14 protein-coding genes and 1 tRNA gene are annotated in these 14404 nt (G+C 69.1%); 5 read left to right on the forward strand and 10 right to left on the reverse strand.

Annotated elements, in window-relative coordinates; all coding sequences use genetic code 11:
• Positions 1-68 precede the first annotated feature (68 nt).
• Together DEJ19_RS00060 and DEJ19_RS00065 are read left to right on the forward strand one after the other, a co-directional pair.
• Positions 69-608 carry a peptidylprolyl isomerase gene (locus DEJ19_RS00060; RefSeq protein ID WP_027466924.1) on the forward strand — a complete coding sequence of 180 codons (540 nt, stop codon included), beginning with the start codon at positions 69-71 and terminating at the stop codon, positions 606-608.
• 7 nt (positions 609-615) lie between these two features.
• A complete protein-coding gene (locus DEJ19_RS00065) occupies positions 616-1470 on the forward strand; it encodes a rhomboid family intramembrane serine protease (RefSeq protein WP_111232548.1) in 855 nt (284 codons plus the stop codon).
• A 349-nt stretch (positions 1471-1819) separates the two neighbouring features.
• On the opposite strand, the gene DEJ19_RS00070 is transcribed toward DEJ19_RS00065, so the two are convergent.
• On the reverse strand, positions 1820-2074 hold the full coding sequence (locus DEJ19_RS00070; RefSeq protein ID WP_071404137.1) for a cell division protein CrgA: 255 nt from the start codon (positions 2072-2074) through the stop codon (positions 1820-1822).
• 81 nt (positions 2075-2155) lie between these two features.
• Here DEJ19_RS00070 and DEJ19_RS00075 point away from each other — a divergent pair, with 81 nt between their 5' ends.
• Positions 2156-2800, forward strand: coding sequence for an anthranilate synthase component II (locus DEJ19_RS00075; RefSeq protein WP_111022494.1), 645 nt, complete (start codon positions 2156-2158; stop codon positions 2798-2800).
• Between the two features lie 282 nt (positions 2801-3082).
• On the opposite strand, the gene pknB is transcribed toward DEJ19_RS00075, so the two are convergent.
• From pknB to DEJ19_RS00110, 7 genes are all read right to left on the reverse strand, one after another.
• A complete protein-coding gene (gene pknB, locus DEJ19_RS00080) occupies positions 3083-4903 on the reverse strand; it encodes a Stk1 family PASTA domain-containing Ser/Thr kinase (protein WP_258375877.1) in 1821 nt (606 codons plus the stop codon).
• A gap of 121 nt (positions 4904-5024) precedes the next feature.
• Positions 5025-6791 carry a serine/threonine-protein kinase gene (locus tag DEJ19_RS00085; protein ID WP_111099693.1) on the reverse strand — a complete coding sequence of 589 codons (1767 nt, stop codon included), beginning with the start codon at positions 6789-6791 and terminating at the stop codon, positions 5025-5027.
• The gene (locus DEJ19_RS00090) at positions 6788-8242 is read right to left on the reverse strand and encodes a peptidoglycan D,D-transpeptidase FtsI family protein (protein ID WP_110863675.1); all 1455 of its coding nucleotides are present in this window, start codon (positions 8240-8242) and stop codon (positions 6788-6790) included. Before DEJ19_RS00090 ends, DEJ19_RS00085 begins: the two co-directional genes overlap by 4 nt.
• The gene (locus tag DEJ19_RS00095) at positions 8239-9684 is read right to left on the reverse strand and encodes an FtsW/RodA/SpoVE family cell cycle protein (protein ID WP_071404142.1); all 1446 of its coding nucleotides are present in this window, start codon (positions 9682-9684) and stop codon (positions 8239-8241) included. The genes DEJ19_RS00090 and DEJ19_RS00095 overlap by 4 nt, the downstream gene beginning before the upstream one ends.
• Entirely contained in the window at positions 9681-11033 is a 1353-nt protein-coding gene (locus DEJ19_RS00100; protein ID WP_111232547.1) for a Stp1/IreP family PP2C-type Ser/Thr phosphatase, read from the reverse strand. Before DEJ19_RS00100 ends, DEJ19_RS00095 begins: the two co-directional genes overlap by 4 nt.
• A 6-nt stretch (positions 11034-11039) precedes the next feature.
• Positions 11040-11591 (reverse strand): FHA domain-containing protein FhaB/FipA, encoded by a 552-nt coding sequence (locus DEJ19_RS00105; protein WP_111232546.1) that lies wholly within the window; start codon positions 11589-11591, stop codon positions 11040-11042.
• Positions 11588-12268, reverse strand: coding sequence for an FHA domain-containing protein (locus DEJ19_RS00110; RefSeq protein ID WP_017887797.1), 681 nt, complete (start codon positions 12266-12268; stop codon positions 11588-11590). The genes DEJ19_RS00105 and DEJ19_RS00110 overlap by 4 nt, the downstream gene beginning before the upstream one ends.
• Positions 12269-12354: 86 nt before the next feature.
• On the opposite strand from DEJ19_RS00110, the gene DEJ19_RS00115 reads away from it, so the two are divergent.
• Positions 12355-12441, forward strand: a tRNA-Leu gene (locus DEJ19_RS00115).
• Positions 12442-12527: 86 nt separating this feature from the next.
• On the opposite strand, the gene DEJ19_RS00120 is transcribed toward DEJ19_RS00115, so the two are convergent.
• Entirely contained in the window at positions 12528-13007 is a 480-nt protein-coding gene (locus tag DEJ19_RS00120) for a hypothetical protein (protein WP_111232545.1), read from the reverse strand.
• Positions 13008-13097: 90 nt separating this feature from the next.
• Between DEJ19_RS00120 and DEJ19_RS00125 the strand changes: the two genes are divergently transcribed.
• Positions 13098-13799, forward strand: a complete 702-nt coding sequence (locus DEJ19_RS00125) for an NUDIX domain-containing protein (protein ID WP_111099795.1) — start codon at positions 13098-13100, stop codon at positions 13797-13799.
• On the opposite strand, the gene DEJ19_RS00130 is transcribed toward DEJ19_RS00125, so the two are convergent.
• Positions 13782-14399 (reverse strand): TetR/AcrR family transcriptional regulator, encoded by a 618-nt coding sequence (locus tag DEJ19_RS00130; protein ID WP_111099696.1) that lies wholly within the window; start codon positions 14397-14399, stop codon positions 13782-13784. The two genes, DEJ19_RS00125 and DEJ19_RS00130, sit on opposite strands and share 18 nt — an antisense overlap.
• Between the last annotated feature and the right edge of the window lie 5 nt (positions 14400-14404).

Genomic DNA, 14404 nt, shown 5'->3' on the forward strand with positions numbered 1-14404 from the left:
CCTGACAGGTCACGGAACCGCAGCTGTGCAATCCGTCCGCGGTCAGGAGTACATGCGAGAATCGGAACATGTCTCTGCACACCGCTGTCGCAACGATCCACACCAACAAGGGCGACATCCGCGTCAACCTGTTCGGCAACCACGCACCGAAGACCGTCAAGAACTTCGTCGACCTCGCCACGGGCCAGCAGGAGTGGACCCACCCCGGCACGGGCAAGGTCTCGACCGACAAGCTCTACGACGGCGTGATCTTCCACCGCATCATCAAGGACTTCATGATCCAGGGCGGCGACCCGCTCGGCCAGGGCATCGGTGGCCCCGGGTACCGCTTCGACGACGAGATCTCCCCGGAGCTCACGTTCCAGAACCCCTACATCTTCGCCATGGCGAACGCCGGCATCCAGGGCGGCCGCGGCACCAACGGCTCGCAGTTCTTCATCACCACGGTGGCGACGCCGTGGCTGCAGGGCAAGCACACCATCTTCGGTGAGGTCGCCGACGACGAGTCCCGTGCGGTCGTCGACGCGATCGAGGGCGTCCCGACCGACGGTCGTGACAAGCCCGTCGAGGACGTCGTCATCCAGAGCATCGACGTCGAAGGCGTCTGACCAGCACGTGACCGACCAGGCGTACAACCCGAACAACACCTGCTACCGGCATCCGGACCGGCAGAGCTTCGTGCTCTGCCAGCGCTGTGGGCGGACGATCTGCCCGGAGTGCCAGACGCCGGCGGCGGTCGGGGTGCACTGCCCGGAGTGCGTGCGTGAACAGCGCGCACAGTTCGCAGCGAACCGTCGAGCGTCCGGAGCCCCCAGTGGGTTCACGGTCGCTCGGCGGCGCTTCGCCATGCTCGACCAGAAGGGCACGACCGTCATCGTGGCGATCACGGTGGCGATCTGGTTGCTCGACCAGGTCAGCGGGCGGTTCTTCACGAGCTTGCTCGCCTACAACTCGCTGCTGCTGCCGACGCAGCCATGGCGTGTGGTGACCTCGCTGTTCGTGCACTCGGGCATCTTCCACATCCTGTTCAACATGTGGGCGCTCTGGATCTTCGGTCGGATGCTCGAGAACATGCTCGGCACCTGGCGGTTCGTGGCGCTGTACTTCATCACGGGGATCTTCGGGTCCATGCTCGTCACCTTCCTCGCGCCGGGGACGACCGTGCTGGGTGCTTCGGGTGCGATCTTCGGGCTGTTCGCCGCGTTCTTCGTGCTGCAGCGCAGCCTGGGGAACAATGCCGTGCAGCTCCTCGTGCTCATGGGACTGAACCTGGTCATCGGGTTCCTGCCCGGCGTCAACATCTCGTGGCAGGCGCACGTCGGCGGGATCATCGGCGGCTTCCTGATGGGGTTCGTCTTCGCACAGACGCGCAACATCCGGAAGCGTCCGCTGCAGATCGCGCTGATCATCGGCGCGGCGGTGCTCGGCATCGCGCTCACCGCTGTGGGGTACGCGGTCACGATCGGCTGACACGGGCACAACGCTCCCCGAACGCCCCGTCGCACTGCGGCGGGGCGTTCGTCGTTCCCAGGGCTGTCCGTGTGCTGCTCGTCCACAGCTGTCCACAGCGCTGCTGCGAGTTATCCACAGGTGTGGAGAAGTCGGTGAGTTACACCAGTGTGATTATCCCCACTGTGGAATCGGTTGTGGATAACTCCGGGGTCGGGGTGTGGATGACGGTGTGGAGAATGGGGAAAAGTGTGGAGAACGGTGGGATCCTCGAGGATGTGCGTTCCAGGAGCGCTTGAGCTTGTGGAGAACGACGACGCCCGCCGCACCTTGCGGTGCGACGGGCGTCGGGAGAACAGCGGGCTGAGGGTCAGCGCCAGCGGGTGGTCATGAGGAAGCCGACGAACATGATGCCGAAGCCGACGACGATGTTCCACGAGCCGAGGCTCGGAACCGGCAGCGTGGCGTTCGAGATGTAGAAGACGATCACCCACACCAGACCGATGAGCATGAAGCCGAACATGACCGGCTTGAACCACACCGGGTTCGGGGCGTCCCCCGCGGTGTCGACCGAGTCAGCTCGGGTCGTCCGGGCGGGCTTGGTGCGGTCCTTGTCCTTGGCCATGGCCGGTATCCTACCGTGACCACGTGTGTGGATCGGCCCGCTGACCGCCGCACACATCCCCCACGAGTACGGTGAACCGCCATGACCAGGATCCTCGTCGTCGACAACTACGACAGCTTCGTCTACACGCTCAACGGGTACGTGCAGCAGCTCGGCGCCGAGACCGATGTCGTGCGCAACGATGCCTTCCCCGAGTCCGAGATTGCCGACCGCATCGCCGAGTACGACGGCGTGCTGCTGTCGCCCGGCCCGGGAACACCGGCGGCTGCCGGCGTCTCGATCCCTACGGTGCACGCGGCCATCGCCGCCGAGACCCCGCTGCTCGGCGTCTGCCTGGGACACCAGGCCATCGCGGAGGCACTCGGCGCCACGGTCACGCACGCCGAGGAGCTCATGCACGGCAAGACCTCCGAGGTCGACCACGACGACAGCGCGCTCTTCGCCGGTGTCCCGCACCCCTTCACGGCCACGCGCTACCACTCGCTCGCGATCGTCGACGGTACCGTCCCCGACGAACTCACCGTGACTGCGCGCACCGAGGGCGGGGTCATCATGGGCGTCCAGCACCGGGCGCACCCCGTGTTCGGCGTGCAGTTCCACCCGGAGTCGGTCCTGACCGAGGGCGGGTACCGCATGGTCGGCAACTGGCTCGAGACCACCGGGCTGTCCGGCGCAGCCGAGCGCGCCGCCGACCTCGGGCCGCTCATCGCGACGCACCGCGCCTGACGAGCGTCCCATGGCGGCAGACGCCGTCGTGTCACCGAGACGCCGCCGGATCCGCCGGCGTCTCGTGTGTTTGGGGGCGTCTTGCTGACACGACGGCGTCTCCCGGGCACTGGATCGCACCGTCTGCGTGACGTGCGGTCGGTTGCGGGCGTGCGTCGTGCCTCCAGGCCGGCAGGAACAGCCTGAGGACGGAGGCGACGAGCGGATGGGCCTGTGGCACGGAGGACGGACGGGAGGCCCGTCACCCGTCCGTCAGGACGGTCGCGTCACGAGACGGTCGGCTCAGCGGCCGTCGTCACCCTGGTCGTCGCCGCGATCGTTCTTCCCGCTGTCGCCGCTGTCGTTGTTGTTGCTGGACGAGGGTGCCTTCGGCGGCGCCGCAGCTCGTGCGCAGTAGGTGAGCGTGACGGCGCTGCCCTGGGCGACGTCTCCGGCAGGGGTGTCCTGCTGGGTCACGAGTCCGCCGGTGCACGAGTAGGACGGCGCCGGGTTCACGGTGAGCCCGAGCTGCTCGACGGTGGCCTTCGCCGCCGAGTACTGCTGCTGCGTCACGTCGGGCAGCTGCACCTTGCCGTTGGAGATCGTGAGGTTGATCACGATGCCCTTGGTGTGCAGGGAACCCGACTCGGGGTCCGAGCTCAGCACCGTGCCCTCGGGGACGTCGGCCGAGTAGTCACTCGAGATCGCGCCGAGGCGGAATCCGGCATCGTCGAGGGACTGTTGCGCAGCCGCTTGCGATTGCCCGTTGAGCTCGGGCACGGGGACGCGTTCCGGGCCGAGGGAGACCACGACGTTGACGTTCTGGTTGCGCCCGACGTTCACGCCGGAGCCCGGGTCCGTCCGGATGACCGTGCCCTTGTCGACGCTGTCGGAGTTCTCCTCGACCTTGACGGGCTTGAGGTCCTTCTTGTCGAGGGCGCTGGCCGCGGCGCTGTAGGTCGAACCCGCCACGTTGGGCACGCTGACCGAGGAGGACACCGGCGGCTTGCCCGGCTGCAGGTTCGCGACGAAGAACACCACGGCGACGATGACCGCGACGGTGAGCAGGATGCCGACCCAGATCCACGCGACCGGAGGTCGGTTCTGGGTGCGCTGGGGTCGGTGCTCGGCGGTGTCGTCGTCGAGTTCACGGAACGCCGATGCGGCGTTGGTCGTCGTGCGGGGGTCGACGCCGAAGAGCACGGTCGAGGCGTCGTTCGCCGCGTTCTGCTGCTGCTTCTTCGTGGACGCGGGCACCCGGCCGGCTGCGGCCTGCTGCAGGTCCGAGCGGAACTCGGCCGCGTTCTGGAACCGGCGCGTGCGGTCCTTGACCAGGGCGTGGAGGGTCACGGCGTCGAGAGCCGGGGACACGTCGGGCGAGATCGTCGACGGTGCGACCGGCTGCTCGCTGACGTGCTGGTAGGCGACCGCCACCGGGGTGTCCCCGAGGAACGGTGCGCGACCGGTGAGGAGCTCGAAGAGCACGACGCCGGTGGAGTAGAGGTCGGTGCGGGCGTCGACGGTCTCGCCGCGGGCCTGCTCCGGTGAGAAGTACGAGGCGGTTCCGAGGATCGACGTGGTCTGCGCGACCGTCGCCGAGGTGTCGGTGATGGCCCGGGCGATGCCGAAGTCCATGACCTTGACCTGGCCGGTGTGGGTGACCATGACGTTGGCGGGCTTGATGTCGCGGTGGACCACGCCCGCACGGTGCGAGTACTCGAGCGCGGTGAGGATGCCCTCGGTGATGCGCACGGCTTCGTCCGGGGCGACGGCGCCCTCGGCGATGATGTCGGAGAGCGGACGGCCCTCGACGTACTCCATGACGATGAAGGGGACCTGCACCTCGGCGCCCGACGGCTCGGAAACCGTCTCTTCGCCGGCGTCGTACACGCGGACGACGGTGGGGTGGGCCATGCGTGCAGCGGCCTGGGCTTCCTGCCGGAACCGCGTGCGGAAGGCCGGGTCGTTGGCGAGGCTCGGCTTGAGGAGCTTCACCGCGACCTTGCGGCCGAGGCGGGTGTCGTTGCCGAGGTGCACGGTCGCCATGCCGCCCCGACCGATGACGTCACCGATCTCGTAGCGATTGGCGAGGAGCGTGATCCCCGCGGTCACACCTTCTGGCACGTACTCCTCCGTCTGTTCGTCCGGGCTAGTGTACGGCAGCACCACCTGGTGAGACGCTGGTCGGGGATGGGTCGACCGAACCGTTACCGAACGGTGTCGACAGTCCCCGTCCAGGGGTCGTTCACAGGTCGTCTTGCGGGGTCTCGGTGGGGTTGATCCCGTCGTCCGGGTTCGTCGTCTCCTGGTCCGTGGGCTCGGTCCACTCGACCTGGGCGCCCGGCGAGGACTCGGAGACCACCGAGGAATCGGACTGCGGCGACTTGCAGGTCACCTTGTACGACAGGGTCACCTTGCCGTACTGGGCGCCGGCGACGGTCACCGCGGTACCGGAGGTGGAGCCGGAGCTGCTGCCGTTCGAGGGGACGGTGCCGTTGTCGATCGTGTACGTGTAGCTGACGTCCGAGTACCCGGCGGGGCAGCTCGTGTACGCGGGCCAGCTGAAGGTCACACGACCGGACTCGCTGACGGTCCCGCCGGTGGCACGCTCGGGCGCCGCTGCGGTCAGCACGTCGCCGAACGCCTTGACGGTGACGAGGGTGCCGGGGGCCAGGCTGCCCTCGGGGCTGAGTGACTCGACGGTGCCGACCTGGTCGGACGACGTCGCGTTCGACCCGGCGACGACCTCGGCCTGCAGGCCCCGGGCGCGGAGCTGGTTCGCGACCTGCTCCGCGTTCTGCCCCTGGTAGTCCGCCGCCGAGACCGTGACGCGGGTCTCGGTCGGCTCGGGGGACGGGGTCTGCGTGGGCGTGCGGGTCGCCTTCGGCGTGCTCGAGGACTTCGTGGGCTCGGGTTCCGGGGCGTTGTTCGCGTTGAGGGCGTACGCGGCGCCGGCGGCGATGGCGAGCACGACGATGATGCCGACAACCCACCAGATCCAGGCGCGCTTCTTCTTCGGTTCCTCGGGCTCGTCGGAGACCGGCGAGCGGGGGGTGCCCGGTCCGCCGGCCATCGCTCCGGCCTGGGTGCCGAGGAGTGCGGTCGCGGCGTCGTTCCCCTGGCCCTGCGGCGGGTTGAACGCGACGGTGCCGTTCTGCGCGATCGCGGGGACGGCCACGGTGGCCGCGGCGACGTCACCACGACGCAGCGCCTGTGCGGCGCGGGCGAGGTTCGCGGCCGTCGCGGGACGGTCTGCCGGCTTCTTCGCGATGCACGAGATGACCAGGGCCGAGACCGGCTCGGGGATGTCCCCGGGCAGCGGCGGCGGCTGCTCGTTGATGTGCGCCATCGCGATCGCGACCTGCGACTCACCGGTGAACGGACGACGACCCGCCAGGGCCTCGTACGCGACGATGCCGAGCGAGTAGATGTCGGTCGACGGCGATGCGGGGTGGCCGCTCGCCTGCTCGGGCGACAGGTACTGCACCGTGCCCATCACCTGACCGGTCGCGGTGAGCGGGACCTGGTCGGCGATGCGCGCGATGCCGAAGTCGGTGATCTTGACGCGGCCGTCGGGCGTGATGAGCAGGTTGCCGGGCTTGATGTCGCGGTGCACCAGGCCGACCGCGTGTGCGGCCTGCAGGGCGTTCGCGGTCTGCGCGACGATGTCGAGCACCTTGTCGACCGGGAGCGTGTGCTCGCGCTCGATCATGGTCGACAGGGCCTCGCCGGGGACGAGCTCCATCACGAGGTAGGCGCTGCCGTCCTCCTCGCCGTAGTCGAAGACGTTGGCGATGCCCTCGTGGTTGACGAGGGCGGCGTGCCGGGCCTCGGCGCGGAAGCGCTCGAGGAAGCCGGGGTCACCGAGGTACTCGTCCTTGAGGATCTTGAGTGCGACGGTTCGGCCGATGACGAGGTCGGTCGCCTGCCACACCTCGCCCATGCCGCCGATGGCGACCCGGGAGGAGAGCTGGTACCGCCCACCGAAGGTGAGTCCGCTGGTGGGTCTCATTTGTTCAGCACCGCCTCCATGACTTTCTTCGCGACCGGGGCCGCGACCGTGTTGCCGACTCCGGACTGCCCGAGCCCGCCGCCGTTGCCGACGACGACCGCGACGGCCACCTCCGGGTCCTTGGCGGGGGCGAACCCCGTGAACCAGAGCGTGTACGGATCGCCGGTGCCACCTTCGGCCGTGCCGGTCTTGCCGGCGACGTCGACACCGTCGATCTTGGCATTGGTACCGGTCCCCGCGCTCACGACGCTCTGCATGGCCTCGGTGAGGTCAGCGGACTCGGAGGACGACAGCGGATCACTGTACTGCTTCGGGGAGAAGGACTCGACCGTCTTCAGGTCGCTCGTGGTGATCGAGTCGACGAGTGAGGGCTGCATGACCTTGCCGCCGTTCGCGATGCCGGCCGACACCATCGCCATCTGCAGCGGGGAGACCCGGACGCTCGCCTGGCCGAAGGCGCTCAGCATGAGCTGGGCCGTCGAGTCGACGTCGGGGTACTGGCTGGCGGTCGCCGCCATCGGGATCTCGATCGCGTCGCCGAAGCCGTACTTGTCGGCCATGCTCTTGATCGCGTCGTACCCGAGCTTCTGGCCGAGTTCGGCGAAGGGGATGTTGCACGAGTACTGGATCGCCGTGCGGAGCTTGACCTTGTCGCCGCCGCCGCAGGTGCCGCCCTCGGCGTTGTTGATGTACGAGCTCGTGCCCGGCAGCTGCAGTCGCGACGGGTTCGGGAACGTGGAGTCGAGGTTGTACTTGCCGCCCTCGAGTGCCGCCGAGGCCACCACGAGCTTGAACACCGATCCGGGGGTGTACAGGTCGCCGCCGATGGCACGGTTCTGCAGCGGAGCGGTGTCGGCCCCGAGCAGCGCGTCGTACTGCCGCTTGACCTCGGCCGTGTCGTGCGAGGTGAGCGAGTTCGGGTCGTAGCTCGGCTTCGACACCATCGCGAGGATCTTGCCGGTCTTCGGCTGGATCGCGACGACGGCGCCGCTGTTGGTGCCGAGCGCGTCGTACGCGGCCTGCTGCACGTCCGGGTCGATGGTCAGGTTGACGTTGTCGCCCTGGACGTCCTGGCCGGTGAGGATCGAGTTGAGGTTCTGGAAGAACGAGGCGTCCGAGTTGCCCGAGAGCACGGTGTTCTCCGCGCTCTCGATGCCGGTGTTGCCCTGCCCGATCGTGAAGTACCCGGTGACCGCGGAGTACAGGTCACCGTTCGTGTACTTGCGCTGGTACTGGTACTGGTCGTCCACCGGGGTCGACTCGGCGATCGGGCTGCCGTCGACGAGGATCGCGCCACGCTTGGTGGAGTAACTGTCCAAGATGGTTCGGGAGTTCCGGGAGTCTGCGCGCAACGAGTCGGCCGCGAAGAACTGGATCGACGTCGTCGACACGAAGAGTGCGACGAACATGAGCACGATGACGGTCGAGACACCGCGGAGCTGTCGGTTCATCGACGACGCTCCTTCCTGGTCGCGCGCGCAGACCGCCCGCTCGCGGCGGGGATCGCGCCCTGCTGGACGCGTTGTTCGGCTGGGATGGAATCGGTGAGTCGCAGCAGCATCGCGGCGATGATCCAGTTGGCGATGAGCGAGGAACCACCGGCGGCCATGAACGGCGTGGTCAGACCGGTCACCGGGATGATCCGGGTGATGCCACCGACGACGACGAACACCTGCAGGGCGATGATGAAGCCGAAGCCGACACCGAGCAGCTTGCCGAAGTCGTCCTGCGCCATGAACCCGACGCGGATGCCACGCGAGGCGAACACGATGAAGAGGGCGAGGATCGCGAAGACGCCGATCAGGCCGAGCTCTTCACCGAGCGACGCGACGATGTAGTCGGCGTTGGCGACCGGCGTGATGTACGGCCGGCCCTGCCCGAGCCCGGTGCCGGTGATGCCGCCGTTCGCGAAGCCGAACAGGCCCTGCACCAGCTGGTAGCTCGCCTGGGTGTCGCGGCTGAAGACCTCTTGGTTGAACGGGTCGAGCCACTGTTCGAAGCGACCGCGGACGTACTCCAGGACGCTCTGTGCGACGAGGGCTCCACCGATGAACAGCGTGAGACCGATCGCGACCCAGCTGATGCGTGCCGTGGCGACGTAGATCATCACCAGGAACAGGCCGAAGTAGAGCAGGGCGGTGCCGAGGTCGCGCTGGAACACGAGGACGGCCATCGCAGCGCCCCACATGACCAGGATCGGGCCGAGGTCACGGGCACGCGGGAACGTCATGCCGAGGAACTTCTTGCCGACGATCGACAGCGAGTCGCGGGCGGTGACGAGGTACCCGGCGAAGAACAGCGCCATGGTGATCTTCGCGAGCTCACCGGGCTGGAACGAGAACGGGCCGATCTTGATCCAGACCCGCGCGCCACCGATGTTCGTGCCGATCCCCGGCAGCATCGGCAGGAGGAGCAGGACGATCGTCAGCGCCATGAAGATGTAGCGGTACCGCTGCAGGAACCGGTGGTTCCGGACGGCGACGAGCGTGATGATCGCCAGGACCATCGCGAGCATCGTCCAGACGATCTGCTTCACGCCGATGGCGTCCCAGCCGGACAGGCCGTTGTGGACGTCGATGCGGTAGATCTCCGCGATGCCGATGCCGTTCAGGACGAGCGCGATCGGCAGGATGAACGGGTCGGCGTTCTTCGCCACGACCCGCAGCACCACGTGCATGACCAGCGCGAGGCCGAGGATGCCGCCGCCGACCCAGAGCACCGACTGGTCGAACAGCCGGCCCTTGGTGCCGAGCTGCACGAGCACCATCGCACCCGCGCAGATGCCGCACGCGATGACGAGCAGGAAGAGCTCGAGGTTCCGCGCACGGGCGGGCTCCCGGAGCTTGATCGTGATCGCCTGGGTGAAGGACTGGGCGGCCGTGGCGTTGCTCATCGCGGGCTCCGGGTGGGGCTCGGCGACGGCGATCGGGTCGGCGAGGGCGACGGGGACGAGCTGGCGTCGCCGTTCCCACCGGTGCCGGCCTGGTCCTCACCGGTCGCGGCGGCCTTGCGCAGGCGCTCGACGATGTCACGGGCGTCGGAGAGTGACTGCGCGTTGATCGTCGAGCGGACGTTCTCGCGGGTGTAGTCCGGCAGCGACGAGACCGTGATGTCGCTGTCCTCGTACACGTCCGACAGCGCCAACGGCCCGATCGACTGCTGCACGCCCTTGTAGATCGCGACGGTGCCCCGGTCGGTGCCGACGTAGTAGTGGTCCTGCGTGATCCGCCAGCCGACGAACACCGCGCCGACGAGCACGGCGACGGCGACCACGAGCGCAACGGTCCAGGACACCCGACGGCGGATGCGGCGTCGGCGGTCCTCGGCGATGAGCTCGGCGAAGAACTGGTCGGACTCGGGCTCGAAGTGCGAGTCCTCGGGCGCGGTGGTGACCTTGAGCGGGTGGAGCAGGATCGTGGGGAGGCGGATCGGCTTGCGGCCGGTCGACGCCTCGAAGGTGAGCGGTGCCGCAGCGGAGCCGACCGTGGTGGCCGCGTCGTCGTCGTCTTCGGGTTCGGTGTCCGTGACGTCCATCACCACGACGGTGACGTTGTCCGGGGCGCCGTGGTCGAGCGTCTCCTTCACCAGGCGCTGCGTGACCTGGTTGGCGTCCATGTTCGAGGCCAGGGCGTGGCGGATGCGCTCTTCGGCCAGGTACGAGGACAGGCCGTCGGAGCAGAGCAGCCAGCGGTCGCCCGGCTGGATGTCCATGATCGCCGTGTCGACCTCTGGGGCGGCGTCGACGTCGCCGAGCACGCGCATCAGCACGGAGCGACGCGGGTGGACCGCGGCTTCCTCCGGCGTGATCCGGCCGCTGTCGACCAGCCGCTGGACGAAGGTGTGGTCCGACGTGATCTGCTGCAGCTCGCCGTCGCGGTGACGGTAGATGCGGGAGTCGCCGATGTGCGCGATCGCGATCTGCTCGCCGACGCGGATCATCGCGGACACCGTTGTGCCCATGCCGGTGAGCTCCTGGTGCTCGAACACGGTCTCGGTGATCAGCTGGTTCGCCGCGATGAGCGCCGACTGCAGCGCGAACTCGGCGTCGTGCGCCGACGGGAACTCGCGGTCGACCTCGCGGATGCGTCGGATCGCGATGGCCGAGGCGACGTCACCGCCGGCGTGGCCGCCCATGCCGTCCGCCACCGCGAACAGGTGCGCCCCGGCGTAGCCGGAGTCCTGGTTGTTCGCGCGGATGCGCCCCACGTGGGACACAGCGGCGCTCAACGTGCGAGCGGTCATGCCGGGTTACCGCCGCAGCTCGAACGTCGTCGTCCCGATCGTGATGGGCGTGCCCTCTGTCACGAGGACGGGAGCGCTCACCTTCTGACCGTTGACGAAGGTGCCGTTCGTGGACTCGAGGTCGGTGAGGAGCCAGCCGTCGGCGCGGAGGTCGAGGCGGGCGTGGTTGGTCGAGGTGTAGTCGTCACGGATCACGACGTTCGACTCACTCGAACGCCCGATCGTGATGGGGCCGCCACCCAGCGGCATCTCCATGCCCTCGCGCGCACCCTCGGTGATGACGAGTCGGGCCGCTGCGGGCGAGGCGGGCCGCTGCCCACCACCCGGTTGACCGATCACGTCGGTGAAGGCACCGCTCGAGGCGGGCCCAGGGGCCGCCGCAGCGGGGACGGTGGGGGTGCTGGGCCCGGACGGCGCCGACTTGGGATCGGTCGGGATCGTGCGGACGCGCTGGCCGAAGAGATCGCTGCGCAGGGCGAACACGATCACGAAGACGAACAGCCAGAGCACCGCGAGGAACGCGAAGCGCAGGACGAGCAGGGTCAGGCCTGTGGTCATCGAGCACCTCCGTCGTTCTCCGGGATCACCCGGAACACCATACGGGTACGACCGATCTCGATGGTGGAGTCCGGCTCAACGATCGCCTGCTGGAAGTGCTGACCGTTCAGTTTCGAGCCGTTCGTGGAGCCGAGATCGGTGGCCTGGGCGTGCTTGCCGTCCCACAGCACCTCGACGTGCTTCCGGCTCGTCCCGGTGTCCGCGATGGTGATGTCCGCGTCGCTGCCGCGCCCGATCACCGTGCGTCCGCGGTGCAGTCGGTGTCGCTGCGAGCCGATGTCGAGCACCGGGATCCAGGCGACGTCGCGCTGCACGGTGGTGGAGTCGACCTGCAGGATGCCCGTCGAGAGCGTGCCGTCCTGCTGGAGCCGGATGGTGACCGGGCCGGAGAACGAGTAGTTCTGCGCGACGGCGTGTTGGTGCACCATCTGGGTCAGTTCGTCGATGAGCGGGCGACCGACGTCGTTCATGCGCGTGCAGTCCGGCGGTGCCAGGCGCACGGTGAACTCGTTCGGCACGAGGATGCGCTCGCGGGAGACCACCGCGGCCTTCGTGTCGAGCTCGCGCCGCAGGGCGCTCGAGATCTCGACGGGCTGCACCCCGGAGCGGAAGGTCTTCGCGAACGCGCCGTTGACGGCGCGTTCCAACCCTCGCTCGAAGTTGTCCAGCAGGCCCATGCGTCTCCCGTGTCGTCGGTCGTCAACCACTGCATGGTAGTGGTTGGCGTTGACACCCGTCTGTGCGTGGTAGTGTTTCGGGGCTGGCGCGAGTGGCGGAATTGGTAGACGCGCACGGTTCAGGTCCGTGTGCTGGAAACGGCGTGGGGGTTCAAGTCCCCCCTCGCGCACCAGGCGAAAACAGGAAAGGCCCCGGAGGAATCCGGGGCCTTTCCTGTTTCTCGGGCCGGGCCGGGGACGGCCGTCGACGCGTCCGGCCTCAGCCCCGGTCGGCGTCCGTCGTGTGGTCGGCATCCGGCCTGGAGGCACGGCTCGGCCCCGACACGCCGGTTCCGTCGAACCCGTGGTCGGCTCTCCGGGCCTGCTGCGGGGCGAAGAACGGGCGCGCGCTGGGCAGGAACAGCAGGACCGCGGCGACGACCGACAGCGCGATCGTCAGGACCGCGAGTTCGCCGCCGGTGACGCTCAGGAGCGCGCGGAAGGCCGCGACGACGACGAGCACGATGCGCGCGACGCGGGAGCCCGCGGCCATCCGGAACACCGCCCACGTCACCAGGGCCCAGAGCACCAGGGCGACGATCCCGGCGAGGACCGGCGGCTGGCCGACCGCCGCGTCCGTCGCGAAGAACTGGAGCACCGTGGCCGCGACGCAGGCTGCCACCCACACCAGCCACAGCACGAAGGACACGGTGACCACCTGCGGTCGGTCCGGTCGTCGGAGGATGAACGTCCTGGTCATGCTGCACCGTCCTCTGCCGCTCCCTGGTGCGGCACGTCGAGCGTACCGAGCGGACGGGGTCCTGCCGAGGTGCCCCGCTACGGTGACCGGGTGACCGACGAACGCACCACCGTCCAGCGTCCCGGAGTGGACGTGCCCGACGACCGTGGTCGGACGGGCCTCGACGCCGTGGGCCGTGCCCTCGACCGCAACCCGGACGTCGTCGTGCGGGACGTCGAGGTGGTGTCGAACGGGTGGCACGTGCTCCGCCGCACGACCCTCGACGTCCGGCGCCGTGACGGTCGGTGGGACCGGCAGCAGCGCGAGACCTACGACCGCGGGAACGGTGCGACGGTCCTGCCGTTCGACGCCGAGCGCGGCACCGTCCTGCTCACGCGGCAGTTCCGGTGGCCCGCGTACGTGAACGGACACCCGGACGGCATGTTGATCGAGGCCGCGGCGGGACTGCTCGACGAGGACGACCCCGAGACCGCGGTCCGGCGTGAAGCCGCCGAGGAGCTCGGCATCCGGCTCGGCGCGCTCGAGCACCTGGGCGACGTGTTCATGAGCCCCGGTTCGGTCACCGAGCGGGTCCACTTCTACCTCGGCGCGTACACGCCGACCGACCGGGTCGAGGCCGGGGGCGGCGTCGAGGACGAGGGTGAGGACATCGAGGTGCTCGAGGTGCAGCTCGACGACGCGCTCGCGATGGTGGCGGACGGTCGGATCGCCGACGGCAAGACGATCATGCTGCTGCAGTGGGTGGCGATGCGGTCAGTGGCACTGCGGCGGGTGTCACCCCGACAGGGCTGACCCGTCCAGGCCCACCGCTCGTGCGATCGTCGTGCGGACCAGGCCCTCGCGGGTCGCGCGGTCGAGGTAGTCGACCAGGGCGTACCCGTTGGTGGCGTCGACGAGCGCGAAGAGCAGGCGTCCGACGCCGTCCGGGTCGTCGGTGTGCAGCACACCCGCGCGCACCCCGTCGGCGACGACCGTGGTGGCGAGGAGCTGCCAGTCGTCCATGACGTCCCGTGCCGCGGTCGCCAGTGCCGCGTTCGTGCGGCCGATGCTCCACGCGTCCGCCCACAGGGTGGCGACGTCGTCGCGGGCGGGATCGGCGATGCAGCCGAGCAGGGTGCGGAGGCCGGAGACGGGGTCGGGCGCAGCGGCGACGATCGCGCGGACCTCGGCGACCTCGGCGTCCGCGACGGTGCGGAACGTCTCGCCGACCAGGTCCTCCATGCTCGGGCGGTAGTGGGCGACGAGCGAGGGTGCGACCCCGATCACGGCGGCGACCCCGCGGAGCGTCACCGCCGCGAGGCCCTCGGCACGCGCCAGGTCGACGGCGGCCGCCGTGATCTGGGATCCGCGTTCGGCCGGGCTCAGGCGCCGGCGGGCCGGTGTCGACGGCATCGTCC

It is taken from the genome of Curtobacterium sp. MCSS17_016, assembly GCF_003234255.2.
Taxonomy (GTDB): domain Bacteria; phylum Actinomycetota; class Actinomycetes; order Actinomycetales; family Microbacteriaceae; genus Curtobacterium; species Curtobacterium flaccumfaciens.

Coding starts and splice junctions, on each gene's coding strand:
- DEJ19_RS00130 (WP_111099696.1), bottom strand. CDS start 14,399: ATGCCGTCGACACCGGCCCGCCGGCGCCTGAGCCCGGCCGAACGCGGA.
- DEJ19_RS00110 (WP_017887797.1), bottom strand. CDS start 12,268: ATGGGCCTGCTGGACAACTTCGAGCGAGGGTTGGAACGCGCCGTCAAC.
- DEJ19_RS00120 (WP_111232545.1), bottom strand. CDS start 13,007: ATGACCAGGACGTTCATCCTCCGACGACCGGACCGACCGCAGGTGGTC.
- DEJ19_RS00105 (WP_111232546.1), bottom strand. CDS start 11,591: ATGACCACAGGCCTGACCCTGCTCGTCCTGCGCTTCGCGTTCCTCGCG.
- DEJ19_RS00095 (WP_071404142.1), bottom strand. CDS start 9,684: ATGAGCAACGCCACGGCCGCCCAGTCCTTCACCCAGGCGATCACGATC.
- DEJ19_RS00090 (WP_110863675.1), bottom strand. CDS start 8,242: ATGAACCGACAGCTCCGCGGTGTCTCGACCGTCATCGTGCTCATGTTC.
- DEJ19_RS00075 (WP_111022494.1), top strand. CDS start 2,156: ATGACCAGGATCCTCGTCGTCGACAACTACGACAGCTTCGTCTACACG.
- DEJ19_RS00060 (WP_027466924.1), top strand. CDS start 69: ATGTCTCTGCACACCGCTGTCGCAACGATCCACACCAACAAGGGCGAC.
- DEJ19_RS00085 (WP_111099693.1), bottom strand. CDS start 6,791: ATGAGACCCACCAGCGGACTCACCTTCGGTGGGCGGTACCAGCTCTCC.
- DEJ19_RS00100 (WP_111232547.1), bottom strand. CDS start 11,033: ATGACCGCTCGCACGTTGAGCGCCGCTGTGTCCCACGTGGGGCGCATC.
- DEJ19_RS00070 (WP_071404137.1), bottom strand. CDS start 2,074: ATGGCCAAGGACAAGGACCGCACCAAGCCCGCCCGGACGACCCGAGCT.